The sequence below is a fragment of the Candidatus Hydrogenedentota bacterium genome (assembly GCA_016791475.1).
In the GTDB taxonomy this organism is placed as follows: Bacteria; Hydrogenedentota; Hydrogenedentia; order Hydrogenedentales; family JAEUWI01; genus JAEUWI01.
Map to the genome: position 1 here is coordinate 37372 of JAEUWI010000018.1, position 26701 is coordinate 64072.

General features: G+C 59.1%; 19 protein-coding genes. 8 read left to right on the forward strand and 11 right to left on the reverse strand.

What is annotated here, in order from left to right; genetic code table 11:
• Positions 1-17 precede the first annotated feature (17 nt).
• Complete coding sequence (locus JNK74_11565) at positions 18-746, forward strand: hypothetical protein (protein MBL7646817.1); 729 nt, start codon at positions 18-20, stop codon at positions 744-746.
• 21 nt (positions 747-767) lie between these two features.
• On the opposite strand, the gene JNK74_11570 is transcribed toward JNK74_11565, so the two are convergent.
• The 9 genes from JNK74_11570 to JNK74_11610 all read right to left on the reverse strand — a co-directional run bounded on the left by JNK74_11570 (position 768) and on the right by JNK74_11610 (position 9126).
• Positions 768-1403, reverse strand: a complete 636-nt coding sequence (locus tag JNK74_11570) for a hypothetical protein (protein MBL7646818.1) — start codon at positions 1401-1403, stop codon at positions 768-770.
• Between the two features lie 92 nt (positions 1404-1495).
• Entirely contained in the window at positions 1496-2092 is a 597-nt protein-coding gene (gene leuD / locus JNK74_11575; protein ID MBL7646819.1) for a 3-isopropylmalate dehydratase small subunit, read from the reverse strand.
• A 29-nt stretch (positions 2093-2121) separates the two neighbouring features.
• Positions 2122-3528, reverse strand: coding sequence for a 3-isopropylmalate dehydratase large subunit (gene leuC, locus JNK74_11580; GenBank protein MBL7646820.1), 1407 nt, complete (start codon positions 3526-3528; stop codon positions 2122-2124).
• A 209-nt stretch (positions 3529-3737) separates the two neighbouring features.
• The gene (locus tag JNK74_11585) at positions 3738-4316 is read right to left on the reverse strand and encodes a DNA-3-methyladenine glycosylase I (GenBank protein MBL7646821.1); all 579 of its coding nucleotides are present in this window, start codon (positions 4314-4316) and stop codon (positions 3738-3740) included.
• 14 nt (positions 4317-4330) lie between these two features.
• Positions 4331-4981 (reverse strand): GGDEF domain-containing protein, encoded by a 651-nt coding sequence (locus JNK74_11590; protein ID MBL7646822.1) that lies wholly within the window; start codon positions 4979-4981, stop codon positions 4331-4333.
• 161 nt (positions 4982-5142) lie between these two features.
• Positions 5143-5613, reverse strand: a complete 471-nt coding sequence (locus tag JNK74_11595) for an ester cyclase (GenBank protein ID MBL7646823.1) — start codon at positions 5611-5613, stop codon at positions 5143-5145.
• Between the two features lie 148 nt (positions 5614-5761).
• The gene (locus tag JNK74_11600; GenBank protein ID MBL7646824.1) at positions 5762-6700 is read right to left on the reverse strand and encodes an ABC transporter permease; all 939 of its coding nucleotides are present in this window, start codon (positions 6698-6700) and stop codon (positions 5762-5764) included.
• A 13-nt stretch (positions 6701-6713) separates the two neighbouring features.
• Positions 6714-7682, reverse strand: coding sequence for a sugar ABC transporter substrate-binding protein (locus JNK74_11605; GenBank protein MBL7646825.1), 969 nt, complete (start codon positions 7680-7682; stop codon positions 6714-6716).
• A gap of 103 nt (positions 7683-7785) precedes the next feature.
• The gene (locus JNK74_11610; GenBank protein ID MBL7646826.1) at positions 7786-9126 is read right to left on the reverse strand and encodes a hypothetical protein; all 1341 of its coding nucleotides are present in this window, start codon (positions 9124-9126) and stop codon (positions 7786-7788) included.
• Positions 9127-9290: 164 nt separating this feature from the next.
• Here JNK74_11610 and JNK74_11615 point away from each other — a divergent pair, with 164 nt between their 5' ends.
• The 7 genes from JNK74_11615 (at position 9291) to clpB (ending at position 24416) form a co-directional block, all read left to right on the forward strand.
• Positions 9291-10403 (forward strand): hypothetical protein, encoded by a 1113-nt coding sequence (locus tag JNK74_11615; GenBank protein MBL7646827.1) that lies wholly within the window; start codon positions 9291-9293, stop codon positions 10401-10403.
• Positions 10404-10504: 101 nt separating this feature from the next.
• Entirely contained in the window at positions 10505-11920 is a 1416-nt protein-coding gene (locus JNK74_11620; protein MBL7646828.1) for a sulfatase, read from the forward strand.
• A gap of 35 nt (positions 11921-11955) precedes the next feature.
• Complete coding sequence (locus JNK74_11625; protein MBL7646829.1) at positions 11956-14712, forward strand: bifunctional YncE family protein/alkaline phosphatase family protein; 2757 nt, start codon at positions 11956-11958, stop codon at positions 14710-14712.
• Positions 14713-15072: 360 nt separating this feature from the next.
• A complete protein-coding gene (locus JNK74_11630) occupies positions 15073-16275 on the forward strand; it encodes a PD40 domain-containing protein (GenBank protein MBL7646830.1) in 1203 nt (400 codons plus the stop codon).
• 239 nt (positions 16276-16514) lie between these two features.
• On the forward strand, positions 16515-17825 hold the full coding sequence (locus tag JNK74_11635) for a M48 family metallopeptidase (protein MBL7646831.1): 1311 nt from the start codon (positions 16515-16517) through the stop codon (positions 17823-17825).
• Positions 17826-18162: 337 nt separating this feature from the next.
• Positions 18163-21285: an ATP-binding protein gene (locus JNK74_11640; protein ID MBL7646832.1), complete on the forward strand. Its 3123-nt coding sequence runs from the start codon at positions 18163-18165 to the stop codon at positions 21283-21285.
• 533 nt (positions 21286-21818) lie between these two features.
• Positions 21819-24416 (forward strand): ATP-dependent chaperone ClpB, encoded by a 2598-nt coding sequence (gene clpB, locus JNK74_11645; protein MBL7646833.1) that lies wholly within the window; start codon positions 21819-21821, stop codon positions 24414-24416.
• 93 nt (positions 24417-24509) lie between these two features.
• Here the strand turns inward: clpB and JNK74_11650 are convergent, their stop codons facing one another.
• Both JNK74_11650 and JNK74_11655 read right to left on the reverse strand, forming a co-directional pair.
• Positions 24510-25658: a hypothetical protein gene (locus JNK74_11650; protein MBL7646834.1), complete on the reverse strand. Its 1149-nt coding sequence runs from the start codon at positions 25656-25658 to the stop codon at positions 24510-24512.
• A gap of 75 nt (positions 25659-25733) precedes the next feature.
• Complete coding sequence (locus JNK74_11655) at positions 25734-26606, reverse strand: aldose 1-epimerase family protein (protein MBL7646835.1); 873 nt, start codon at positions 26604-26606, stop codon at positions 25734-25736.
• Positions 26607-26701: the final 95 nt, after the last annotated feature.

The window sequence follows — 26701 nt, forward strand, 5'->3', positions numbered from 1 at the left end:
AATCATCAACCAAGGAATTGCCCCTGAGCCTGCCCATACTCATACTTCTACTCACCGACACCGCCCTTGCGATAGTCGGTGAAGTACTCCGGCGGCGTCTTGAGGGCCGCATGCGCCGGGGTTTTGCCACGGGCCTTCTCGTGGTTGGCCTCGCCCTGTTGATTCATGTCCTCGGCGCGGCGCCCCTCGCCATCTCCGCGCGCGGGGACCTCATGGCCACGAGCAGTTTCCTCAACATCAACTTTGTGCTCGGTTTTATCCCCGCCATCATCTATGCGCGCTTTTTTCTTGAAGCGGCGTCCACAGGCGGCGTGGAGGCCATCTTCGGCCTGGACACGGGCGCCTCCGTCGACACCGACTTCAGCAAGGCCAAGGCGCTGGAGCGCGGCGGCGACGTGGATGGCGCGATTACCCAATACCGTCGCTATTTCAACGAAGCGCCAACGATCCCCCATGCCCTCTTTGAAATCGGCCGGCTCCAGACCAGGGAGCAGCGCTACTACGACGCCGCCGACACCTACCGCGAGATCAGCGGGAAATTCGGCAAGGACGACGCCGTCTGGGCCCGCGCGTCCTTTCATCTGGCCGAGTTACTCGAAGTGAATCTGGGTGATCAGAAGGCGGGCCACAACCTCCTGCGCCAGATCCTCAAGCGCGCCCCGAAAACGCGCCACGCCCAGTTCGCCCGCGAACGCCTGCTGCCGAAGGAAGAACAGCCGGATCATTTCTACCGCCACGGGAAATAGCTGTCTCGCGCGGGCCCTGAATCAAAGACGGGGATAGATGTTTTCCCTCGTCGGCGGGTCCCCTTCCCACATCTCAAATAGCGAGCGAACACGCTCGGAAAGTTCAGGTCCCGTGATGTGACCACCGACCTCACGGGCGAGTGGAAAGTCGACAACCGCGATGATACGCAATGCGCCATAAAGCTGGCTCTGGCCCCGACGGTTACGGCGACCGCCGGACAGAGGCGAAAGACAAGCCGATAGAAAAGCCTGGAACACTCGGGCAAAGATTGCTCGTGGCGCGGCCACAACGGCCCCCATCATCAACTCCAACGCATCGGCGCGGCGTACGGGACTGGGCTCTGTCGCGATGATACTCAGAAGACGTTCGACTTCGGCGGCGGTGTGCTCGGCTTGTCCAGACTCCACCAGTGCGCGAAGCGGCCACGCGGAGACGGAGACAATCCGGTTGGGCTCCTCATGGGAAAGCGCAACATTAAATGCCTCACGCAGCGCTGAATCTTTCTCGCTCTGGTCTTCCGTGCTTTTCGCCAGGTATGCGAGCGCTTGACACCGGTACCATGGCGTTTCTATTGTCCGCGCCAAATCCATTGCCGCGGCCCAGTCCCGCTTCCTAAGGACTTCAACTTCGCTTCGCTTCTGTACGTCGCTGTTCACTCGGGCGTACTCCTTCGCGAACGAGGATACAAAAAAAGCGAGGCCCTGTGCCAAAGCCGACACAGGACCTCGCTACTGAATTACCAGAAAAATTATGCGATTCCGCGCTTCTTCTCATAGGCGCTGATGGCCTCATCGTGCAACAGCGTGAGGCCGATCTGGTCCCAGCCGTTGAGCAAGCGCTCCTTCAGAAAGGCGTTCAACTCAAAGCTCAGTTTCTCGCCATTGGGCTTCGTGATGGTCTGGCTCGGCAGATCGATTTCGAGGCTGTAGCCATCCAGCGCGCGGACTTCGGGGAAGAGGCCATCGACCACGTCCGTCGGGAGCACGATGGGCAACATGCCATTGTTGAAGCAGTTGTTGTAGAAGATGTCGGCGAAGGACGGCGCGATGATACAACGGATGCCGTAGTTGTCGAGGGCCCAGGGTGCGTGTTCGCGCGAGGAGCCGCAGCCGAAGTTGTCCTTGGTCAGGAGGATGCTCGCCCCGGTGTAGCGCGGTGCGTTCATCTCAAACTCGGGATTCGGCGTGGTGCCGTCCGCAAGATAGCGCCAGTCGTAGAACAACATGCTCTCGTAGCCGCTGCGCTCGATGCGCTTGAGGAACTGCTTGGGAATGATCTGGTCGGTATCCACGTTGAGCGCTTCCAAGGGCGCCACGACACCTTTCAAGGTAACGAATTTCTGCATGATTCAAACTCCAGCGGACTGGTCCGCGCTCAGTTAAACTTCCATTCGCGAATGTCGACAAAGTGCCCTTCAATCGCCGCCGCAACCGCCATCGCCGGACTGACCAGGTGGGTACGTCCGCCCTTGCCCTGTCGGCCTTCGAAATTCCGGTTGGACGTGGACGCGCAGCGATCGCCCGGCTGCAATATGTCGTCGTTCATCGCGAGGCACATCGAGCAGCCCGGCTCGCGCCACTCAAAGCCCGCTTCCTTGAAGATCTTGTCAAGCCCTTCCGCTTCGGCGGCCTTCTTCACTTCATAGGAGCCCGGCACCACGAGGGCCTGGTCGATGCTGGGGTTGACCTTATAACCCTTTACCACAGTCGCAGCGGCGCGGAGATCTTCCAAACGTCCGTTCGTGCAGGAGCCGAGGAACATCTTGTTGATTTTGATCTGGGTCAGGGGCACGCCCTCGCCGAGGTCCATGTATTTGAGCGCGCTCGCAGCGGCGAGGCGTTCATTGCCTTCCAGCTCCGAAAGCACCGGGGTCTTCGCGCTCACGCCACTAACCATGCCGGGCGAGGTACCCCAGGTAACCTGCGGCTCGATATCCGCCGCGTTGAGCTCGACCACCACGTCGTAGGTGCAGCCTTCATCGGAAGCCCAGCTCCGCCACTCCGTCACCATGTCGTCCCAGTTGCGGTCCGTCGGGATGTAGGGACGGCCCTTGAGGTAAGCCACCGTCTTCTCGTCGGGCGAGATCAGGCCCGCGCGCGCGCCGGCCTCGATACTCATGTTGCACACCGTCATGCGGCCTTCCATGCTCAACGCGCGGATGGCGTCGCCGGTGTATTCGATGACGTAGCCCGTGCCGCCCGCCGTGCCGATCTTGCCGATGACCGCGAGGGTGATGTCTTTCGCCGTCACACCCACCGGAAGCACTCCGCTGACACGCACTTCCATGGTCTTCGACTTCTTCTGCAACAAGGTCTGCGTGGCAAGGACATGCTCCACTTCTGAAGTGCCGATGCCGTGGGCCAACGCGCCGAAGGCGCCGTGGGTCGAGGTGTGGGAGTCGCCGCACACAATGGTCATGCCCGGCTGGGTGAGACCCTGCTCCGGCCCGATGACGTGGACGATGCCGTTGCGGCGATCATGCATGTCGAAGCACACGATGCCCGTCTCCGCACAGTTCGCCTTTAAGGTTTCCACCTGCTGCTTGGAGAGCGGATCCGCAATCGGGATCGAGCGATCCGTTGTGGGGATGTTGTGGTCCATCGTGGCAAAAGTCAGCCCGGGCCGGCGCACGGTGCGCCCGTTCAAGCGCAGGCCCTCGAAGGCCTGGGGGGAAGTGACCTCGTGCACGTAGTGCCGGTCGATGTACAAGATGGTGTCCTGGCCTTCCGGCTCCGCCACCACGTGGGCATCCCAAATTTTTTCGTAGATATTCCTGGCCATTGTTTTCTTACCTCGCGTCGCTTGTGTTTTGTGGTCGCCCGCGGCGACTTAGTGATTTATGGGTCTTATGGGTCTTATGGGTCTTATGGGTCTTATGGGTCTTATGGGTCTTATGGGTCTTATGGATCGTATGGATCGTATGGGTCGTATGGGTCGTCCCGTTTGTCCCATAGGACCCATTTTTCACTGAAGCACGCGCTCCCTGGTGGCTAGCGCTTTGGTCCGGTCAATTCTCGATAACGAAAGCAATCCTTCGTGTGGTCATTTACCATCCCCACCGCCTGCATGAAGGCGTAGCAGATCGTCGTGCCAATGAAGCGAAAACCGCGTCGCTTCAGGTCCTTGCTCATGGCATCGGACACCGGCGAACTCGCGGGCAGGTCCTTCAGGGAATTCCACTGGTTCACAATGGGCTTACCCTGCACAAATTGCCAGATGTACTTGTCAAAGCTGCCAAATTCCTTCTGGACTTTCAGGAATGCCCGGGCGTTGGTCACCGTGGAGGAAATTTTCAACTTGTTCCGCACGATTTCCGCGTTGCCGCGCAGCACCTGCTCCTCCTTCTCCGTAAACTTCGCAATCTTCGCCACGTCCCAGTCGGCAAAAGCCTTTCGATAGCCCTCCCGTTTCTTCAGGATCGTGCTCCAGCTCAAACCCGCCTGCGCGCCTTCCAGCGTGAGAAATTCAAACAGTACCCGGTCGTCGTGCACCGGAACGCCCCACTCCGTGTCGTGGTAGAGAACGTCCAGCTCGCCCTTGGCCCATCCGCAGCGTGTTTTCTCAGCCATCGTCTCTTCCTTGTCTATGCGTTATATTTCCGCAGCAAATCGTTCAGCGCTTCGCGCAGCAACAGCGCCTCGCCGATCTTCTCCCGCTCCGCCAGCCGACGCAGGCCGAGCAACTGGCCCTGCATGTAATGGCTCGTCTTCGTCACCATCTTCTCCTCCCGCGCCAGACAGATCCGATCGCGACCGCCCACTTTTGCGCGGTAGAGCGCCTCGTTGGCCTTGTGCACCACGTCCTGCGCCTTCACGCCATCATCCGAATAGGCCGCCAGGCCCATACTGATGCTCACCGGCACCACCTGACCCGAGGCAAGGGTCCTCTCGCCCGCATAGCCACTGCGAAAGGCTTCCATGCGCAAAAAGGCCTGCTCCTTCTCCACCCCAGGCAGCATCACCGCCAGCGCGTCGCCGCCAAAACGATAAAGTGCCTCTTCGCCCGCCAGACAAGCCGTGAGCGCCGCCACCAGATCACAGAGTACACCATCGCCGGTTTCCCGGCCATGGACCTCGTTGATGGCGCCAAAGAGATCAATATCCACCACGGCCAGCGAAATCACGGCGGGCTGTTTTGATTTTCTGCCGATCCGCGCCGCGAAATCCGCCTCGAAGACGGAGCGCCCCGGCAGGCCGGTAAGGGCATCGCGGGCGGCGGCGGCATTTGAAGGCATCGGAAGCTCCTATACATCGATCTCAATACATAGGATTTCCTATGTATGTTATCATATGTATACCACGAACCCAGTCCAGATGCAAGCGCAAAATGGAAAAGGCCGTGAAACAGTGCTTAAGGGCACGTTTCACAGCCTCAAAATACGAATACTACTAGTAATCAATCCGTGCCCGTACGGGCCAGCCGATCCAGCTTCAAACAGCGCGCGAGCGTCAACATGTCGGAAAGCTGCCAGATTTCGACGATCTTTCCATCCTGGACACGACAGAAGGCCACGCCGCTGACCGAGAACTCCTCCGACGGCAAGTCGAACAGCTCGCGCAGGCGACGCGCCTCGCTGTTTCCGCAATCCCCCCCGCGTACCGTCCACCGCGCCGCCACGCGTTCGCCCTCTTCAATGATCTCATCCACCTGAAACACCATATCCGGAAAGGTGGACTTATAGATCAGACTCTGGTCTCGAAGTGACGCGCAATCGAGTCGCTTTGCGAGTCCATAGGCATTTTCCCCCGCGTCAGGCCCGGCGGCCAGACAATCCGGCGCGTACAACTCCCGGAATACCTCTTCCCCCTGACCAACCAGATACTCTTCTATTGCCCGTTGAATGACCTGCTTGTTTTGACCGCGCATGATGGTGCCTCCCATTTGGTTGCATGCGTCTCCCCGGATGCGCCCACCAGGCCAAACTGCCGCCCGTAACTTCCCTCACGCAATCCGTGCTCTTCCAAAAGTATACTTCTTTTGACTTCCGGGCACAACCGGGAAAAAGACGAAGCTGTCAACCCTTCGCGGTCTTCATCCGGCTCCGGTAGTAATCCAGAATCACGGCCAGTACGATCACCACGCCCGTCACCATGCGCTTGACGGGATCTTCCACTGCAATCTGGGTCAGTCCGCTCTCAAGCACCGCGATGATCGCCACGCCGAAGAAACTGCACACCGCCGAGCCGCGGCCTCCGAGGAGGCTCGTTCCGCCGATCACCGCGGCGGCGATCGCCTGGAGCTCATAACCCGTGCCCATGTTGGGATCCGCGCTGGAGAGGCGTGCACACAGGATTACCGAAGCCAACGCCGCCAGGAAGCCGCTCGCCCCAAACACGAGGACCTTCATCTTGTTTGTGTTCAATCCCGACAGGCGCGCCACCTCTTCATTCGCGCCGAGGGCGAACAGGCCGCGTCCCCACACCGTATGGGAGAGAAAGACCTGGGCGCCAACCAGCACGCCGAGCGCCATGAAGAGCATGAAGGAAAGCCCAAAGACATTGAAATCGAGCAGACCGTCGACCTGCTGTCCGATATAGAGCGTCTGCTGGTCGGTGAGCTGATAGGCCGCGCCCCGCGCCAGCTCCATCATGCCCAGGGTCACGATGAACGACGGCAGGCGCCAGCGTACCGACACCAATCCATTGACAAGGCCGCAGGCCGTGCCGGCCGCGAGTGTGAGGGGCACGGCCACGAAGAGCGGAAGCCCCCAGTTCACCAGCGCCACCCCCAGCACCGCGCCAGACAGCGCGAGCACGGCGCCGACCGACAAATCGATGCCGCCGATGATCAAGACAAAGGTCATGCCGATGGCGATGAGCAGGGCCTCGGGGATCTGATTCGCCAGCACGATGAAATTGCCTGACGAAAGGAAATGCTCCGACTTCACGCCAAAAATGGCGATCAGCACACCCAGCACCGCCGCCAGGCCCAGATAGTTCAGGAAATGTCGCAAGGATAGCCGCCCCTCAAGGAACCGTGGTAATCAGATCAACGGGCGTCTCGCGATCAGCCGGCGCCGCTTTGGTCGCAATCATCTCCAGGGCATACTCGATACCAAAGACGGCAAGTTTGTCCCCGTGTTGATCGGCGGTCGCAAGCAACGCACCTTCCTTGATGAGGTCCTGCGCCGCGGAAATGTTGTCAAAGCCCACCACCTTGACGGCCTCCAGCTTGCCCGCCGAGCGCAGCGCGGACACGGCGCCCAGCGCCATGCTGTCGTTTGCACAGAGGATCGCCTTGAGATCCGGATGCTCCGTCACCATCGCCGAGACCACTTGATTCGCCTGGGCCATCTCCCAGTTCGCCGTCTGGCTGGTGGCGATGACCATGCCCGCCGCATTCATGGCGTCTTCAAAACCGAGTTTCCGCTGGATCGCATTGAACGCCGACGGCACGCCCTCGATGATGGCCACTTTGTCACCCGACAGCAGCTTGCCCGCAAGATACTCGCCGACTTTTTTCGCACCCGCGCGGTTGTCCGGCCCGACGAACGGCACTGCCATGCCCTTGTCTTTCAGCACATCCGCGTCGAGTTTGTTGTCAATGTTTACGACCACAATCCCAGCATCCTGGGCCCGCTTGCACGCCGCCACCAGCGCCTTGGAATCCGCCGGGGCCACCACGATGGCATCCACACCCCGCGCCACCATCTGTTCCACCAGTTGCACCTGGCGGTTCACGTCGAGCTCGTCTTTGATGCCCTCGGTGATCAGATCATACTTCGCGGCATTCTCCGTCTGGTGGGCCTTGGCGCCGTCTTCCATGGTCTTGAAGAACTCGTTCGCCAGCGACTTCATCACCAGTGCGATAACGGGCTTGTCAGGGGCGGCACCCCCCCCGGGCGCCGCCGCTTCCGGCGTACCTTCACCACTGCCACCACACCCGGCTACAAAAAACGCCGACAAAATCAGCGCAAGACTCAAATAGCTCTTCATCGTGCTCTCTCCTTCGTATCAACGGCAGCATGCCGATGGAACTGACATGGTAGCGGGAATCGGGGGGCGCTATCAATGGAAGAGCAGCCCGCGCTTGAGACGACTACTTCAGATCCACCTGCGTATAGGAAAGCACCTCGCCGGACTTCGCATGACCAAAAATGTCGATGGTATTCGACGGCAAGGTCCCGCCGCGAACGCCCGCGAGGAAGAATGACCCGAAGGGCGTGCCCAGCGGGATCTTGACCCTCGACTCCGGCGCGGGTGTCGGATAGATGGGCATCAGGTAATTACCCGTGTCGCCACCGGCGATGTAGGCCACGGCATACAACCGGCCATCCGCCGCTTCGTGAAAGCGCGCATGGCCGCCGTCCAATGTGTCCGAGCCCTGCACGAGCGTATGGCGCGCCACTATGGCGCCATCCTTCACGATCGCCAGCTTCAGCGAGTTGTAAAGTGTCTTATCCGGGAAGAACTTGTCCCGCATCAAAGCACTGGACACTTCCCGTTCGCTATAGAGGATGTAGGCGCTGCCGTCCGGCGCGATCCAGAGATCGTGGTTGCTGATGTGACCCGCCGTGGCGTCCACATTGGCAATTTCAAGGGGCGTGGAAAAGGGCGCGCTCGTCAGGTCCGGCGACGTCGTGTAATAGAGGATTCGAAAGACATAGTCCCACTTCTGTTTCGTTTGCTCGAACTTGTAGTTGCGCCACTCCTCCACCGGCTCCACAATATCCCCGATGGCCATCACATGCCCAGCGGTGCCCTTGACCGCCACTTGTGGATAACACGAGCGAATGGGGAACGTAATCCCGCCATTCGCCAGGGTCTTTCCCGCAGTGTCCATCAGTGCCCAGTGTTCTATGCTCGTGTTCGCGTCGATATTCAGCAGGAGCAGCCGGTTGCCGGGGCCGTCCACGCCGTACCCGCGATACGAGTGATCGGTGAAATAAGGCTTCTCGATGTCCCACACCGGCAGGACCTTGGCCGGCGCGGCCGCCAGATCGTCCAGCGAAAAGTGAAGCAGGTGCGGCTCGCAATCGAGATACTGAGCCCCGGCCGGGTGCAGCGAATCATTCACCGAAATAAAGAGACCCCGATCCGCCGTGATCCCGATGGGACAGGGCTCGCGCTGGCGATACCCCTGCGCTTCCGCAAATACCTTCCACGCGCCGTTGTCACGCTCCAGCAGTTTCCAGCGCGTGTTGCACAGGAGCGGGACGCCTTCGCCGGTCTCCATCTGGCTCACAATGACGCGCGCGCCATCGCGCACGATGGAAGTGCATCCGAAACTCCACAAAGGCCCGGAGCCGTTACCCGGCGAGACGAGGGTGTAGACATCTTCCTCCGCAACAACCGTGGGCGTCGGTAGAGTGGTCTGGGCGTGGGCGGCGGCGCAGAAGAACGCGCACGCGAAGAATCGGGCGAGTGAGGTGGTGGTCATGGTGTACTTCCGGAGGGTAGGTTGTTTGTTGCCTTCATGGTATGCCGGAATATTCGAAAATTCAAGGAAAGCAACGGACCCATTGGGCCGCACGTCATTTGCGCCCGCAGGTCGCACCGGAGCATACTTCTCCCTCGGGATCTGAACGCAAAAGGTCGCGAATAATGCTCATCAAGTCAACGCTCCTCTTCCTGCTGGTGGTCCATGGTCTTATTCATCTCCTTGGATTCGCCAAGGCCCTCAATCCCGCCGCCCTGTCCGCCATCACCCGTTCCATATCGCCCTTTGAGGGCGCGCTTTGGCTGGCTTGCGCATTGCTCCTGCTTGCCACGGCCCTGCTCCACGGACGCTTCGAAGCGTGGTGGATCGTGGGACTCGCGGGCATCCTCCTCTCGCAAGGGCTGCTCTTTCGCCACTGGAATGACGCGCGCTTCGGCACCGTACTCAATGCGATACTACTTCTGGCCGTCGCCCTGGGATATGCGCGATGGGCCTTCGAGCGGGAAGTTCGGCTTTCGGTAGCGTCGATACAGACCAGCGCGGCCTCCCCCGGAAGCATCGTCGATGAGGCCCGTCTGGCGCCCCTGCCGACACCCGTTCAGCGGTGGCTCCGCCGGGCGTCGGTCCTCGAAAAGCCCATTGTCGCGAACGCCCATCTGCGCCAGGAGGGCCGGATGCGCACCGCCCCCGATGGCGCCTGGATGCCCGTGCGGGCAGAGCAGTGGATCGCCGTCTCGTCGCCGGCCTTTGTCTGGTCCGCCCGGATGTACCCCGTGCCCGGACTCCACATCGCGGGGCGCGACACGCTGCGCGAGGGCCGGGGCCGCATGCTGATCAAGGTTCTCTCCAGTTACACCATCGCCGACGCGGCGGGCCCGGAAATCGATCAGGGCGCCCTTGTGCGCTTCCTGGCCGAAATTGTCTGGATGCCCTCCGCGGCCCTAACCGACGCGATTCGCTGGTCGCCCATCGATGAAAATCGAGCAACCGCCACCCTGGTCCAGGGCGATACCTCCGTTTCCGCCACCTTCGAGTTCAGCCCGGAGGGCGATCCTCGCTTCATCCGCGCCAACCGCTACTTCACCCGGGAGCAGGGAGCCACGCTGGAGAAGTGGCGGATTGGCATCGATCAAGATAGCTTCCAACTGATTGACGGTCTGCGCATTCCGATGAAATCCACCGTAACCTGGGAACTGGCGGAGGGGGATTTCGAATGGTTTCAGGTGGAGATTAACGACCTCGCATTCGACCCCGCCGGTATCGCTGCGGAATCTTGACTCCCGCCGGCCACCCGCCTAAGCTATGAAGCTCGGAATTGATCGCGGCAGCCCACCTGTGCAGCGTAAACCCGGCGCCTCACTCTGAAAGACCTGTTTTGATGAACCGCAACCTCACCTTGCTACTGTTCATTGCCGCCCTGGCGGTCTCCCGCGCGCAAGCGGCGCCGAATGTGTTGTTCATCATCTCCGATGACCTCACCGCCGAGGCCCTCTCGTGCTATGGCAATGTTCAGTCTCGTACCCCGGGGATCGACCGTCTCGCCAGCCAGGGTATTCGCTTTACGCGCGCCTACACCCAGTATCCCCTGTGCGGGCCTTCTCGGGCGTCCCTGATGTCCGGCATGTACCCCGCCGCAATCGGGGTCATGGACAATCAGGAAGCGGACAATTTCTCCACAAACCTTGGCGCCCGCCCGTCCCTGGCGCAGCACTTCAAGGACAGCGGTTATTACACAGCCCGTGCCAGCAAGATCTACCACATGAGAATACCAGGCGATATCACCGCGGGCGTCGACGGTCCCGATCACCTCGCGTCGTGGAGCGAACGCTTCAACTTCCCCGCGCCCGAATGGCACAGCAGCGGCACGAAGGAACACCTGAGCAATGAACAGCTCAATCTCGACCCTTCGCAACACTACGCCGGCGGCTTCGGCGGCGCGTTCTATGTCGTAAAAACAGACACCGACGGTGCCGAGCAACCCGATGTGCAGGCCGCCCGCAAAGCCATTGAAATCATGACCGCCCATCGTGACAGGCCCTTCTTCCTCGCTGTGGGCCTTGTGCGTCCCCACGTTCCCCTGGTCGCTCCGGCGGCCTGGCATGACCGCTACCCCGCGGCTGCCATGACCTTGCCGCCGCAGGTCGCCGATGACGAGGCCGACATGCCGAAGCACGCCCGCACGAAAACCAGCGCTTCGACCGGCCTCGATTCTGCGGAGAAAAAACAGAAAGTCCTGAGCGCCTACTACGCTTCCGTGGCCTTTATGGATGCCCAGGTGGGCCGGCTGCTCGACGCGCTGGACGAGCTGGGCCTGCGCGACAACACTATCGTGGTCTTTACGAGCGATCACGGCTACCACCTGGGCGAGCACGAACAATGGCAGAAGATGAGCCTCCACGAGGAATCGGCCCGCATCCCCTTGATCATTTCAGCACCGGGCAAAGCCCCCGCCACCTCCCGGAGCCTCGCCCAGATGATCGATCTTTACCCGACCCTCTCGGAGCTCGCCGGTCTGTCTGTTCCGGCCCACGCGCAGGGCAAGAGCCTCGCCGGCCTGTTGGACAATCCCGCCGTTGAAGTTCACGATGCCGTGTACTCCTGCGTCAGGGAAGACCACCTTCTCACCACGAGCCGCTGGTCCTACGCGCGTTATCGCGATGGCGGTGAAGAGTTGTATGATCACGATAAAGATCCCCGGCAGTTTTTCAATCTCGCCGCTGAACCCGCCTATGCCAGTGTTCTGGGCGAAATGAGGCTGAAGCTTGATGCGAAGCTCGCGGAAATTGGAAGCTGACCCAACTCAATACCCATGAAAGCGACGTCCAGAACATGAAACCATTCCCCCGCACGCTGCTCACCCTGACCCTCGCCGCCGCCTTTGCGGGCTGCGCCACCTCCGACAAGCTATCGATCATGTCCACTCCCGCGGGCGAGCGCTACGTGGAGCGAGACGTCAACGGCGAAACCATCCTTCCCAACGGGCGCCTCATCACCCCGGCGGGGCAGATGCATCAGGTACGCCCCCACCCCTACGGCCTCGCCATGAGCCCCGATGGGCGCTGGGTCGTCTCGGTCAGCAGCGACGGCCCCCAGCTTTCCATCCTCGATCTCACCGATCCCGCCTCCCCGAAAATCTCTTACATACCCGAGGAGATCAAGAAGGACGGCGGCGTACTGGATGCCGCCTTCATGGGGGTCGCCATTTCTCCCGACAGCAAGACCGTATACGTGGCTGGCGGACGGGAGTGGAAGGTCTATGCTTTCGCGCTTGAGAATCGCGAGAAACTCTTTGAGATCAACTGCGCCCACACCTCCGAGGGCACGGAGTTCCCCCTCGGCTATCTGGGCGACCTCCGCCTCAGCGCCGACGGCAAGTTCCTCTATGGCGTGGATCAGTTGTTCTTCCGCATGCTGGTGATTGACGTGGAAAAACGCGCCGTAGTCCACTCCGTGCAGGTGGGGCGGTATCCCTTCGGCATCGCGCTATCTCCGGACGGAACAAAAGCCTTTGTGGCCAATGTGGGCATGTTTGAGTTTTCCTACATGCGCGATAAGGACGGTAATCTCGCCAAGCTCGATTTCCCGCCCTATGGCGTGCCGTCTGAAGAAGCGGAAAAAGGCGTCACCATCGATGGCGTCATCGCGCCCCCGCTGGGCGATCCGAACGACATTCGCGCCATGTCCGTCTGGACCGCGGACATCACCAATCCCGTCGCCGCGACGATTGTGAACCGCCACAAGACGGGCCACCTTGTGGGGGAGGAATTGGAGGACTTCCCGGCCGTGGGCGGCAGCAGCCCGAACAGCATGGCCGCAACGAAGGACCACGTCTACATTTCCAACGGCAGCAACGACAGTATCAGCGTCATCAACCTGAAAACCGGCGAACGTGAGCCGGATATCGACCTCATTCTGGACCAGCGGGTGTCCAATTTTCGCGGTATGATCCCCTTCGGCGTGGCCCTTTCGCCCGATCAAAAAACGCTCTATGTGGCCGAGGCCGGCATCAACGCCATCGGCGTCGTGCGTCTCGCTGATCGCAAGGTTTTGGGACACCTGCCCACCGCCTGGTTCCCCAGCAAGCTCGCCGTGTCTCCCGACGGAAAGACCCTGTACGTCGCCTGCGCCAAGGGCATCGGCTCCGGCCCGAGCGGCGGCAAGAACCACAATCCCAACGACCCCACCGGTATTGGCGCGCTGATGCGCGGCTATATCAACATCATGCCGATACCCGAAGGCCGGGAGGCCCTCGTCGCATCGACGAAGCAGGTCCTCGACAACAACGTGCGCTTTACCCCGCCCGTCGCGGCGCGACCGGTAAATCACCCCGTTCCCGAACCCGCCGGCGCCTGGCCCAGCCCTATCAAGCATGTGATTTACGTGGCGAAGGAAAACCGCACCTATGACGAAGTCTTTGGCGCCCTTCCCGGGGGCCGCGGTGATGCGGAACTGGCCCGCCTCGGCAAAGCGGGCGATGTGGTAAATAAAGACGGCACGCGCACTGTGAAGGATGTGGTCCTCATGCCAAACCACATCGCCCTCGCGCGCCGCTTTGCGATCAACGACAACTTCTACTGCGATTCGGATCACAGCACCGACGGCCACCGCTGGCTCGTGGGCACCTACCCGAACGAATTCATGGAATCGAAAATCGGCGAATCCTCCAAAGGCGAGGGGCCGGGCGACTTCGCCTTTATCGGCTCCTCCGGCGCCATCTATCCCGAGGATTACAACGAGGGCGGCGCGATTTGGGAACATCTCGAACGCAACGGGATGAGCTTCTATAACTTCGGCCTGGGCTTCGAGTTCAAGCCGGGTGACGAGGAGCAGGAATACAAGTACACGGGCATCAAGCTCCCCATCAATTATCCCATGCCCCAGTCACTGTTCGAACGCACCTCGCGAAAGTTTGCCACCTACAACACGAACATCCCTGACCAGTTCCGTATGGACATGTTCATCGAAGAGTTCAACGAGAAGTGGGCCTCCGGCAAGGAGCCCCTTCCCCGCTTCCTCAGCGTCATGCTGCCCAACGACCACGGCTCCGGCGAACGACCCGACGACGGCTACCCCTTCTGGGGCTCCTACATGAGCGACAACGACCTGGCGCTCGGTCGCCTCGTAGAACTCATCAGCCACAGCCCCTGGTGGAAGGAAACGGTCATCCTGGTCACCGAAGACGACGCCCAGGGTTACGTTGACTCCGTGGACGCTCACCGCTCCATCGCCATGGTCATCAGCCCCTACGCGAAGCGGGACTACATCTCCCACACCCACACGAGCCAGGCGAGCATGATTAAAACCTTCTTTGCCATCCTCGGCCTGCCGCCGCTCAACCAATACGACGCCTTCACATCCGACCTGGGCGACGCGTTTACACTTGAACCCGAAAACGCCGCGCCCTATAACGCCGTGCCCGTCAATGCGGAAGTCTTCGATCCCGTCAAGGCCTTCGACCCCTTCGACCGCGAATTCAATTGGAAGGCCATTAACGATTTCGTGGCCATGGACGATCCGGAATTCCTGGAGAGCGACGAGTATGGTCATTCGAGTGAAAAGGCACACACGCCGCGCGAGCAGGAGTAATCGAATCGTTCGGGTATGGCCCATATCGGTCCCGTAGCACGTTGGTCATCGAGTGCCGAGGAATTTTAACCACGAATGGACACGAATCCACACAAATAAGAAAGACAAATTCAACGCACGATTTCGCTCTTTGTAAGCATTGTAGCAACCTAAATATTGGTTCCTGACCCGGCAATCACGAGTCGCGGTATGTAGTATGGCGACAAGCTGCACTAAGCTTCCCTCTTATTCGTGTGAATTCGTGTCCATTCGTGGTTGGTTCGTTCAGACATCGTGAAGCCAGATTACTGCTCAACGCGAATTTTTCGGATGGCTGCGTCGTGCAGGGGCATGAAACCGTCAACGTGGAGATTGGTCTCAATGGATACCACCTTTCAATCGCATCGATTCCTTCTTCACTGCACCTTGGTGGTGGCGGCCATCTTGTTCCCACTTCACCGGGCCAGCGCGGAGCCAAACGAATACCTCATCGGTTACTACGGCGTGGGCGCTTCGGGTAGTAAGGTCGCCCATGTGATCGGGTTGATCCGGCCCGACGGCACGGACGAGCAGTTTCCGGCTTTTGATAAGCCCAACCAGCACAGTTGGGTCTTTGGACCGCAGTTCTCCAACGGGCGCCGCATCTTCCTCGGCAGCTCGGAAGAATTGGATGTCGCCAAAGTGCGCGCCGGCAAGGCCATGACGCGGGATTGGATTTACGATCTCCACACGAGCACCCTCGAAGCCGCCTGCGAAAAAGACCGTCAGGCGGATCAGCTCCGGCCTTACGCCCTTATTGCGGATGATACACGCCTTATCGAGACCGCGTATATCGGTAGCGAGGAACGTATCTTTATCAAGGATCTGGATGGTGCCAATGCGGTCGAACTCACCCACGAAAACGGCGGCTTTCACTACGCGCTGGAACTCAGCCACGACAAGTCGCGCATCGCCTGCCACGTCACCGGCGGCAAACCCGATTTCTACAATCCAGGGATGTACTCCATCAATGTGTTCGACCTCGAATCCGGAAAGCGCACTTTCGTTGCGGGCCAGCCGGAGCATCTGATGTTCGGGCCCCACTGGTCGCCCGACGATACCCGACTCGTTTACCTCGATTGCCTCGCCGCGCAGGACCCTGCCCACTTCCGCGCCGCCCTTGCGGTGGGAAAGGCGGACGGCTCGGAGCATCGCGCGATCACCCCCGGCCAGACCCACTGGTTCGGCACCCCCTACGGATCCAACATGTCCGAATGGTCGCCCGACGGCCAGACCGTGACCTATACCCGCCTCTCGGAGAATGCGACGAGAGACATGAGCGCGGGCGGCTCCCAACTCTGCCTGCTGAATCCGGACACCGGCGCGATTACGGAATTGACACCCGCCGAAGAAGGGACGTGGGACTACCGGGCCGCCTGGGCGCCCGACGGTAGCGTCATCGCCTTCGCGCGCGTCAAGAACGGCGGCGTCCGCGAACTCTGGCTCATGAACCCCGACGGATCCAATCCCCGGCGCCTCACCGATGGCTACGAACACCGGGGCGCGGATCACTTCCGTTGGTTGAAGGTGGCGCGCAGGGACTGACGCGGGCCAACAATCAAGTGCACCGTGTACTGAGTGCATGCTGTTGACCGAAAAAGGGATTTTAACCACAAAGAACACAAAGACCTCAAAGGAGAACTATTTGCTGTTCCTATGCGTTCTTTGCGCTCTTTGTGGTTAAATCTTTTTTATTTACTATTCGCGTAAATTTGCGTCCATTCGCGGTTCAACTCTATTCTGGTCCGTATATTTTTGACACGTTTACACACGGGAGCGCTGGAATGTCGCAGAAGATTACCGCCATCGGGATACTCGTCACCCTGCTGTGCCTCAGCACCTTCGCCATGGCGCAGGAGGTCCCAACGCCTCCAACCCCCGAGGCCCTGGCCACCGCAGCCGCCCCATCCCACGAGCCCGTCCCCGTGCCTCAGGCCGACGAACTCACCATGCAGCGTTATCGCTCCGGCAATATCGTCTGGGCGGTCAACCAACTCCTTGGCCTCGGCATCCCCCTGCTCTTCCTCGCCACGGGCTGGTCCGCGCGCCTTCGGGACAAATCCGCCCAGTGGGGCAAGCGCTGGTATTTCACCCTCGCGATCTACTTCACGCTCCTCAGCCTCGCCATGGGACTGCTCCAGCTTCCCTGGTCCTTCTACGTGGAGTTCGTCCGCGAACACGCCTACGGTCTCTCCAACCAGACTTTCGGCAAGTGGCTGAAAGACACCGCCATCACCACCCTTCTGGGTATCGTCGTAGGCGTGGCCATCATATGGGTACCCTACTTGCTCCTGAATAAAAGTCCCCGCCGCTGGTGGCTCTATACCGGCCTCCTCGTGCTGCCCCTGCTCATCCTCCAGGTCTTTATCACGCCCATCTGGATCGAGCCCCTCTTTAATAAATTCGACACCATGAAAGATAAAGCGCTGGAAGAAAAAATTCTCGCACTCGCCGCCCGCGCCGGCATCGATGGCGCCCGCGTCTTCGAAGTGGAAAAGAGCGAAGACACCAAGGCTGTCAACGCCTACGTCAACGGCTTCATGGACACCAAGCGCATCGTCCTCTGGGACACGGCCATCGAGAAGCTCAAAGAAGACGAGCTTCTCTTCGTCATGGGCCACGAAATGGGCCACTTCGTCATGAACCACGTCGCCCGCTTCATCGTCCTCGGCTTCGTCCTGACCTTCATCTCCTTCTACCTCGTCCACCGCCTATCCGGTGCCCTCATCCGCCGCTACGGCGCGCGCTGGGGCTTCACCGAACTTTCCGACTTCGCCTCCCTCCCCCTCATCCTCTTTATGATGAGCGCCATGTCCCTCGTCATCACGCCCGCCATCTTCGGCATCACCCGCTACCACGAACACGAAGCCGACCGCTTCGGCCTCGAGCTCACCCATCTCAACCACGCCGCCGCCACCGGCTTCGTCACCCTGCAGCAGGAAAACCTCGCCAACCCCAATCCCGGCTGGTTCTTCACCCTCTGGCGCGGCAGCCACCCCAGCATCGCCCAGCGCATCGAGTTCTTCAATACCTATCGGCCCTGGGAAACGGGCGAGCCATTGAAGTACGGGGAGTTGTTTGAGGAGGGGAAGTAGTTGGGACACGCGCACAGAATACACCGATTTCCCGGACGTGCCACAGGAATCTGTTCTACGATTTTTTTTTGCAAATCTGCCGAACCAAAATGCGAATTGAGATCCAATTGCGGGGCGTCTGAAGCTGGTCCATGCGCGAGCCTGATGAGAAGATGGTCTCGCTTTAATGGTCGGATGGAATCAGCAATACGACGCTTGTGTAACATCAACCACATAGATAAGCCAGAGGCAATCTGGAGTGCCTCCGAGAGTAGTATCGAGGCGATAATTGTTATAGTATTGCTTCGAGTTCTCCATCTCTGGGGGCCTTGTATACTTTAGATAACGAGGGAATAATATGAGTGCGGTGTTGAATCTGAATTCGTTGGAAGACGCTAGGCTTTGGAAAAAGCTACAAGACGGTTTTGTCAATACAAACCAAAATGATATCGCCGCCGAACTTTCAGGAATTGTCAAGGCTGCATGTACGACTGCTGCAGACCGGATAAAGAGATTTCCGTACTACCATCCCGAGTTCACTGTGCACGATGAGCGCCATCTCCTCCGAGTGACAGAACTCATGGCTATGATTCTTGGCGATGGCATCGATCACCTCAATGCGGTTGAGATTGCTCTGCTTATACTTTCTGCATATTTCCACGATCAAGGAATGGTTCCCGAGTCAGATGAATGGGAGAAACTGAAGGAATCGCCAGAGTTTTTGCTCTCCCTAGAGCGATGGAACCAAGACCATCCAAATGTCAGTGATATTCGGCGACAATTAGAAGATCCGCGATTCACTGATCAGGAGAAGGACGCGCTATCCGAGAAACTGCAGCAACATTTGGATGCTCATCGCACCAGTTTCCTACGGATGACGCACGGTGAACGAGCGGAGCAACTTGTCATTCGCCTGTATGGGGCGGCTTCAAGGCTTTCTGTTGCCGGAGTTGAACTTGCCCCATACTTAGGCCGACTATGCGCCTCCCATGCGTGGCCAGCCGCGAGATTGACGGACGAAAACGGGTTTCGCCCGGATCAATCGATCGGCAGCTTTAGCGTGAATCTTCGATTCCTTGCAGTGGTGTTACGCGTCGCGGACATACTGGACTTTGATCGGGACCGCACACCGGAACCACTACTGCGCACGATTAACTTTTCCAGTGCGGTTAGCTTCATTGAGTGGTCCAAACACAGATCCGTCGAGGGGTGGTCGATTTCAAGTGAGCGAATTCGATTTACTCTGGCATGTGAACATCCGGTGTATCAAAAGGCCGCGTACGAATTCATGGACGCCATCGATCACGAACTTCGCGAAGCCCATCGAATCATCGACGAGTTCCCCCGAGGGAGGACGCCTGCGCATTACGTATTGAGTCTCCCGCGCCAGGTGGAACGCGACCGAATAGAACCTAAAAACAATCAGTATCGGTATGCCGATCTTGAGTTCAGTTTGTCACGAGACGAGATCGTTAAATTGCTGATGACCGACAAACTATACAGCAACAATTCTCTTTTTGTCCGTGAACTCATGCAGAACAGCCTCGACGCATTGCGACACAGGGTCGCTATTTACGGAAAAGGCCAGCCAGATTGGGAAGGGGGGGAAATATCAATCAAGCATTTTGTTGACTCAGATGGGAATCAGGTCGTTCAGTGCGTCGACAATGGAATCGGAATGGATGAACTATTGATTCGGAATTTTCTAACCAATGTTGGAAGAAGTTACTACCGCTCTCCTGAGTTTGCTCAGCAACGTGTTGCATTTAGAGAGAAAGGTGTTGATTTCGAGCCTTGTTCGCAATTCGGTATCGGGTTTATGTCGTGCTTCATGTTTGGCGATCAGATTCTAATAAAGACGCGAAAGGACTATGGTCCTGGTCTCGGATACGGTGAGCCTCTAGAGATTGAGATTAGTGGCCTAGGTGGACTGCTAGTAATAAGGAATGGAAAGGTTGACCAGCTTGTCGGTACGACGGTCGAGATTACCGGCCCGCGAAAGCCCGTATTCCTAGACAGTTGGGCGGACGACGTGAGGCTCTGTTCTGTCGTGAATGGCTATGCACTTGCCACGGAGTATCGAATCGTTGCAGAAACGTCAATCGCGGAAATCGCAGAGAAAATTGAGGTTCCGATGCAGCCGGCTTTTAGACGAACGCTTGTCGAGGTAGCCGGGATTGAGAAAAGGCAGGTAATAGAATTCTGTCTGTCGGAAGAAGACTCCAGACTTGGTGGAAAAATAAGAATTGGGCTATTGGTTGATGATCGTGGCGTTCCCTGTATAAAGAACAGCGAAGCTCACTGGGAGATGCGAAAGACTAGACCAGACCGTGGTCTTCACCTGGTGAAGGGGGCTACAAGCACAAGGTTTCATGGCCCATTCAATGAGTCCGCGATTTGTATGGACGGTATCCTAATCTGCGGTGACCCCGGGCGCGAAGACGATGGTGATGATCTTGTGGGGCGCCTTGGTTCCAGGGCTAATCCAATTGGGCTTGGGGACCCATATTTGGTCGACATTCGAGGCGACCTCAAACCAGTAATTACACCCTCCCGAACGCCTCCCGAAAGCTCTCTAGGATATAGAGAAGATCCCACTTGGGCCCGTGTCGGCGACATTCTTCGGCATTCGCATGCGAAAGCTTGGTGTCCCGTTCTAGAAGCGACCCAGCAGGGTCTCTTGCATCTCGACTTTTGGCGCTTGTCCCTAATACATCAGATACCTATTCATATAATGCCTGCAGACTTGCTTTGGAAGCATATCCAACTCCCAGCGATTGTTAGCGAGCTCGATAAAACGTCAGAATGGATTCCACTATCAGATATTGGCACCTTAGAAGATGGATCCTATGGAGAGAAGGACAAGCGGAGAATAGTGTTTTCCGTAAAGGACGGTAGACGGATCGAGTTTGGGGATGATGTGGAATCGTGGAACGTAGGGAGGTCCAGCAGCTTAGATTTGAAGCTTATGAGATTGCTCCTGCGCTTCACGCAAATAAGTCTCGAAGGGAATGAAGTATTCCTCTCAGTTTCAAAGCTGCAATCGCCGGGTTCGTCGGATGCGGAGTTGGTCCTTGCCGATGGGTTCAGGTCACATATATTCGCAATAGAGTATACGGGCGATGCAAGTAGCTTACTATCGGTGCAACGTGAGTTTTCAAATGTCAATCGGAATCATCCAATAGTTCGATACGTTCAGCAATTTCGACATATCCCGTATCGTGAACGCACAGACTTGCAGCAGTACTGTGCAAGCGTCTTGTGGGTACTTGCGAATGACGAGAACATGCCCGCCCTTGGAATGAGAAACGTGAATGAAGGTAGACAGTACAGACGGCTAGGAACGATCTTCAGGGCGATTGATAGCTCCCGATACCGCGATCTGGCTCCGCCATATAGTATTTGGACTAAGGATGGCGGAATCGTTGAAATTACCCACGATGATTTAATTCGTTGGTCCGAATTTCCCCCAGATGACTAAGCATATTGCCTGCATGCGTCATTATGTCCGTCCCAAAGCACCATATCGCGCTTTTTGAGTAGTTCTACAGACATCGATCTACAGATCGCACATCAAACGCCTATCAGTCTTGGAAATCGAGCGAATTCCTGAGGTACAGCGGCGTCCCAGACTTAGTGCGCGTGCCACACGATTCGGTACTCCAATTCGTGTGCCCTTTGGGAAGAGTTCCTGGTTCCCGCAAGACGTACCCGCGCGAGCGTTTTGAAGCAAAGTGCACGTCGCTCGCCGCAGGTAAACGTCATGGCCTACCATCCCCTTTCGTCCAGGCACACGAATGCCTCCTGCGTCGGCAATCGTGTGGCACGTTTGTTGGGTTGAGGCCACCCTGATCGTCCCTCCCGCTCCAATCCGAAACACCCCCGCTTCACCCTGCAACGCCCCTCCCCTCCCACGCATCCATAAGTCCTTTATTTCCAGTCCCGTAAACTTGGCACGACTCTTCCTCCATGTAAACGACAACACCCTATTATAGGGGGAGAGGAGTTACCACCATGAGACTCGACAAACTTACCATCAAAACCCAGGAAGCCCTGTCCGAAGCGGTTGGACTGGCTTCCGACGCGAAGCATACCGAAGTCGCACCTGCCCACCTGCTTCAGGCCTTTCTGGCGCAGGAACAGGGCGCTGTTGGCGCAATTTTGCAGCGGATCGGCGTGAATGCGGGACAACTGTCCGGATTGCTTGCTGAAATCACCGCGAAACTGCCCGCCGTGACCAGCGGCGTAGTGCAGCCCCATCTCGGCTCGGCGGCTCAGTCGGCCCTGGAGGCCGGTTGGAAGGCCGCGCAGCAACTGAAAGACGAATACCTCAGCACGGAGCACGTGCTGCTCGGCATCATCGAGCAGAAGCGCGATGCCGCCGCGCAAGCCTTGCTGCGTCTGGGCGTCACGGCGGATGCCGTCATGAAGGCCCTCAAGGACCTGCGCGGCAACCAGCGCGTGACGGATCCGAACGCGGAAGCGACCTATGACGCGCTGGAGAAGTACAGCCGCGATCTGACGCAACTCGCCCGCGCGGGCAAACTCGACCCGGTCATTGGGCGCGATGAAGAAGTGCGCCGGGTGATCCAGGTGCTGTCGCGCCGCACGAAGAATAACCCCGTGCTCATTGGCGAGCCCGGCGTGGGCAAGACCGCCATCGCAGAGGGTCTGGCCCAGCGCATCGTGGCGGGCGACGTGCCCGAGGGCCTGAAGCGCAAGCGCGTGGCCACGCTGGATATTGCCTCCATGATTGCGGGCGCGAAGTTTCGCGGTGAATTCGAGGAGCGCCTGAAGGCGGTGCTGGCGGAGGTGCAGAAAGCCGAGGGCGACATCATCCTCTTCATCGACGAAATGCACACCCTCGTGGGTGCGGGCAAGGCGGACGGCGCGATGGACGCGTCGAACATGCTGAAGCCCGCCCTGGCGCGGGGCGAACTGCACTGCATCGGCGCGACCACGCTGGACGAGTACAAGAAGCACATCGAGAAGGACCCGGCACTGGAGCGCCGCTTCCAGCCCGTCTTCGTGGGCGAGCCCGATGTGGAAAATACGATTGCGATTCTGCGCGGCTTGAAGGAGCGTTATGAACTCCACCACGGCGTGCGGATCCAGGACAGCGCCCTCGTGGCGGCGGCCACCTTGAGCCACCGCTATATCGCGGACCGCTTCCTGCCGGACAAGGCCATCGACCTGATGGACGAGGCGGCGTCTCGGCTACGCATCGAAATCGACAGCATGCCCTATGAAATCGACGTGCTCGACCGGAGCATTCGTCGGCTGGAGATCGAGCACCTGGCCCTCAAAAAGGAAAAGGACACGGGAAGCCGCGAACGCCGCGACGCCATCGGGCGCGAGATCGCCGAGCTGAAGGAATCGCTCAGCGGTAAAAAGGCCCAGTGGCAGGCGGAGAAAGATGTGATTGCCGCCATACGCGCCGTCAACGCGGAAATCGAGGCCGCACGTGTGGAAGAAGCAACGGCGGAGCGCAATGGCGATCTGGCCAAGGTGGCCAAGATTCGCTACGGCACGCTGAATGAATTGCAGCAGAAACTGGAGGCGGAAAATGCGCGTCTGGCCGAAGTACAGGCCAATGGCAGCTTCCTCAGCGAGGACGTGACCGAGGAGCACATCTCCAAGATTGTGTCGAACTGGACCGGCGTGCCGGTGGACAAGTTGCTGGAGACCGAAATGGGCCGCCTGCTCAAGCTCGAAGAGCACCTGGGCAAGCGCGTCATCGGCCAGGAGGAAGGCGTTCGCGCCGTGGCCGATGCGGTGCGCCGCGCCCGGGCGGGTTTGAAAGAACCAGAGCGGCCGATTGGCTCCTTCATCTTCCTGGGTCCCACGGGCGTAGGCAAGACGGAGCTGGCCAAGAGCCTGGCGGATTGTCTCTTCGACAGCGAAGAGGCCATGGTGCGGATCGACATGTCGGAATACATGGAGAAACACGCCGTGGCGCGGATGATCGGCGCCCCTCCGGGATACGTGGGTTACGAAGAAGGCGGCCAGTTGACCGAAGCGGTCCGGCGCCGGCCCTACAGCGTAATCCTGCTGGACGAGGTGGAGAAGGCGCATCCGGATGTCTTCAACATCCTGTTGCAGTTGCTGGATGACGGACGCCTGACCGACAGCCAGGGCCGCACGGTGGACTTCCGGAACACGGTGGTGATTATGACGTCGAACGTCGGCAGCGCGATTTTCAATGCGCCCGGCGGTAGCGAGACGGACAAGGAAGAAGCGGTGCTGGCGGCATTGCGCGGCCACTTCCGCCCCGAGTTCCTGAACCGCATCGACGACATCGTGGTCTTCCACCCACTGACGAAGGCGGAGATCAGAAAAGTGGTGGAGGTGCAGTTGGGCCGGCTGGCAAAGCGGCTGGCCGACCGGCATCTGAAGCTGGACCTGAGTCCGGCGGCGCTGGACCTGCTCGCGGAGCAGGGCTACGATCCGGCCTACGGCGCGCGGCCCCTGAAGCGGGCCATCCAGCGGATGATACTCGACCCCCTGGCCATAAGGCTGATCGAGGGAAAGATCCTCGACGGCGAGCTGGTTACCATAGATGTGGAAGGCGACGGACTCGTCTTCCGCCCGCAACACCCCGCCGCGGCATAACGCCTTGGCGGTTACCGCGGGGCCCGACCTTCGGGCCCCGCCCTACGAAAAAAGGCCCCCGGCACGCGCCGGGGGCCTCGAAATTTCAGTGGATTATTTCACCTGCTCCAGGATCGCGAAGTCGCCCGGATTCCACGCCTGCGCGATGATGTAGAACTTGTCCTCTTTTTCCACCATGACCGCATTGTGAATGTGGACAAACTTCTCCAGGCCCAAATCATCTTTGATCGTGATGGTCGAGATAACGGCGCCATCCTTCACGATGTAGATCGGCGCGCCCTTCGCCTTGTCCGGCCCTTCCAGACAACCCACGATGGTCAGGCCGCTCTGGTAGTCGATATCGCAGGGCAGCGAACCCTTGGGCAGGGGCAGCGCACCCAGGTGCTTGCCTTTATTTGTGAAGGATTCGATTTCGCTGTTGGGGCGGTCCGCCACGGTGATGGTCTTGCCATCGGGTGCGACCGTGATACCGTGGCCCGTGCCAAACTGGCCGGGGCCATCGCCCTTACCGCCAAAAGCGAAGGGATTCCAGGCGCTGCTGAATTCATCCTTGGACTTCACATCGGCCGTAAGCACGTAGTCGAGCTTCGAATAGCCGGTGGCCACATAGAAGCGATTGTCCAGCACTTCCACGTCGGTCGGCACGAACTTGTTCTCCGCCACGTCAAAGTACGCGGAAACGGTCGCGTCGTCAAAGGGCGTATCCGCCGTCGGGGCCTCCAGAATATTCACCAGCGCACCCTGATCCGTCGTGGTCCACACCCGGGCGGAATCGGTTCCGGGAAAGGTGAGGTAGGCCTGACCATTGTCGCCAACCCAGAACTTGGAATTGTGCATGTTCTTCGTGGCCATCTCGGCGTCCGTCGGAAGGATTTCGATGGTGTTCAGATCATTGGCGATGCGGATGATGCCGACCTGGGGCAGCGCAAAGTAGATTTCGCCCTTGCCCTCGCGCCGGTCCACGGCGAAACCGCCGTGGGCGGCGTTAAGCCCGTCCAGCGCCTTCGCAGGGAGCGAGGCCGACGTGTGGAGTAACTTGAACTGCAGATCGCCCTGGCCCGACACCTTGGTCAGATCGCTCGGAAGCGGCGTGGCAGGGACCGCCTCCGCCACCTTGACCGACTCATTGCCCGTGCTCCAGAGGTGGGTGTGGTGCCCGCCCGGGTGGGCCATCACCGGCCCGGCCGCCAACAGCGCGGCGCCCGCCGCCATCACGCCAAAGCCCAATTTCTTCTTCGTCATTGTAAATCTCCCATAAGGTTAATAAATGGACGGAGCGGCCCTGTCGGCCTCATTGTCCGGTTAATCCCACTGCACTCACGTAAAAGCCAGACCATACTCGCAACAGAAATTCAGCCCGGACTCAAGGCGCATGATACCTTCTTTCCGCGTCAATTCGCCATTGTGCCCCACATGGTCCGCAATCCCAAACCAGGGTTCCAGGCACATGAAGGGCGCGCCCCCGGGTTTGCTCCAGATACCCAGGTACGGCCACCCGTCGAAATCCAGCGTAACCGCGTGCTTGTTCTTGAAACTCCGTATGGAAACCTCGCTGGAAGCGAGCTTCTTGAAGATGAGCGCGTCCTCGCTGAAGCGATCCAGCGTGTACGGCACCACCGCCGTGTCCATCAGATAATTCTCTTCCGACCGCGCGATGTGACCATTCTCATTGGCGTACCAGCGGGCACAGGTCTCCTTCTTTTCAAACTCGATGTAGTAATCGCTGAACGACTCCCCTTCCAGCAGCGGACAGCAGAAGGCCGGGTGACCGCCGATAGAGAAATAAAGCGTCTCCGCGCCGGGATTCGTCACCGTATGGGCCACCCGCACCCGGTTGCCCCGCAGGGAATAGTCCAATTGAAGTTTGAAGGCAAAGGGGTAGTTCGCCCGCGTCTCGGGCGAGTCCGCCAATTCATACGAAACCGATGTGGAGGTCTCGCGCTTGAGCCGGAAGGTGCAATCCCGCGCAAAGCCATGTTGCGGCAGCGAGTACGACCGGCCGCGATACTGGTACGTGTTGTCCAGCAGTCGCCCCACGAAGGGAAACAGAACCGGCGCGTGCCGGTTCCATACCGCTGGATCCGCCTGCCACAGGCGCTCCAGATTGTTCGCCTTGTCAAAGATGCTGGTCAGCTCCGCCCCCTCAGGCTTGACCGTTACGCGCAGGAATTCATTTTCAAGCGTACTCATTTCTCCCACCCTTCTATGTTTCACCCCGAACGGTACCAGCATAAGAAAAGTGAACCCGGCATTGCGAATGAGACGTCGGGTGCCATCCGCCGCAG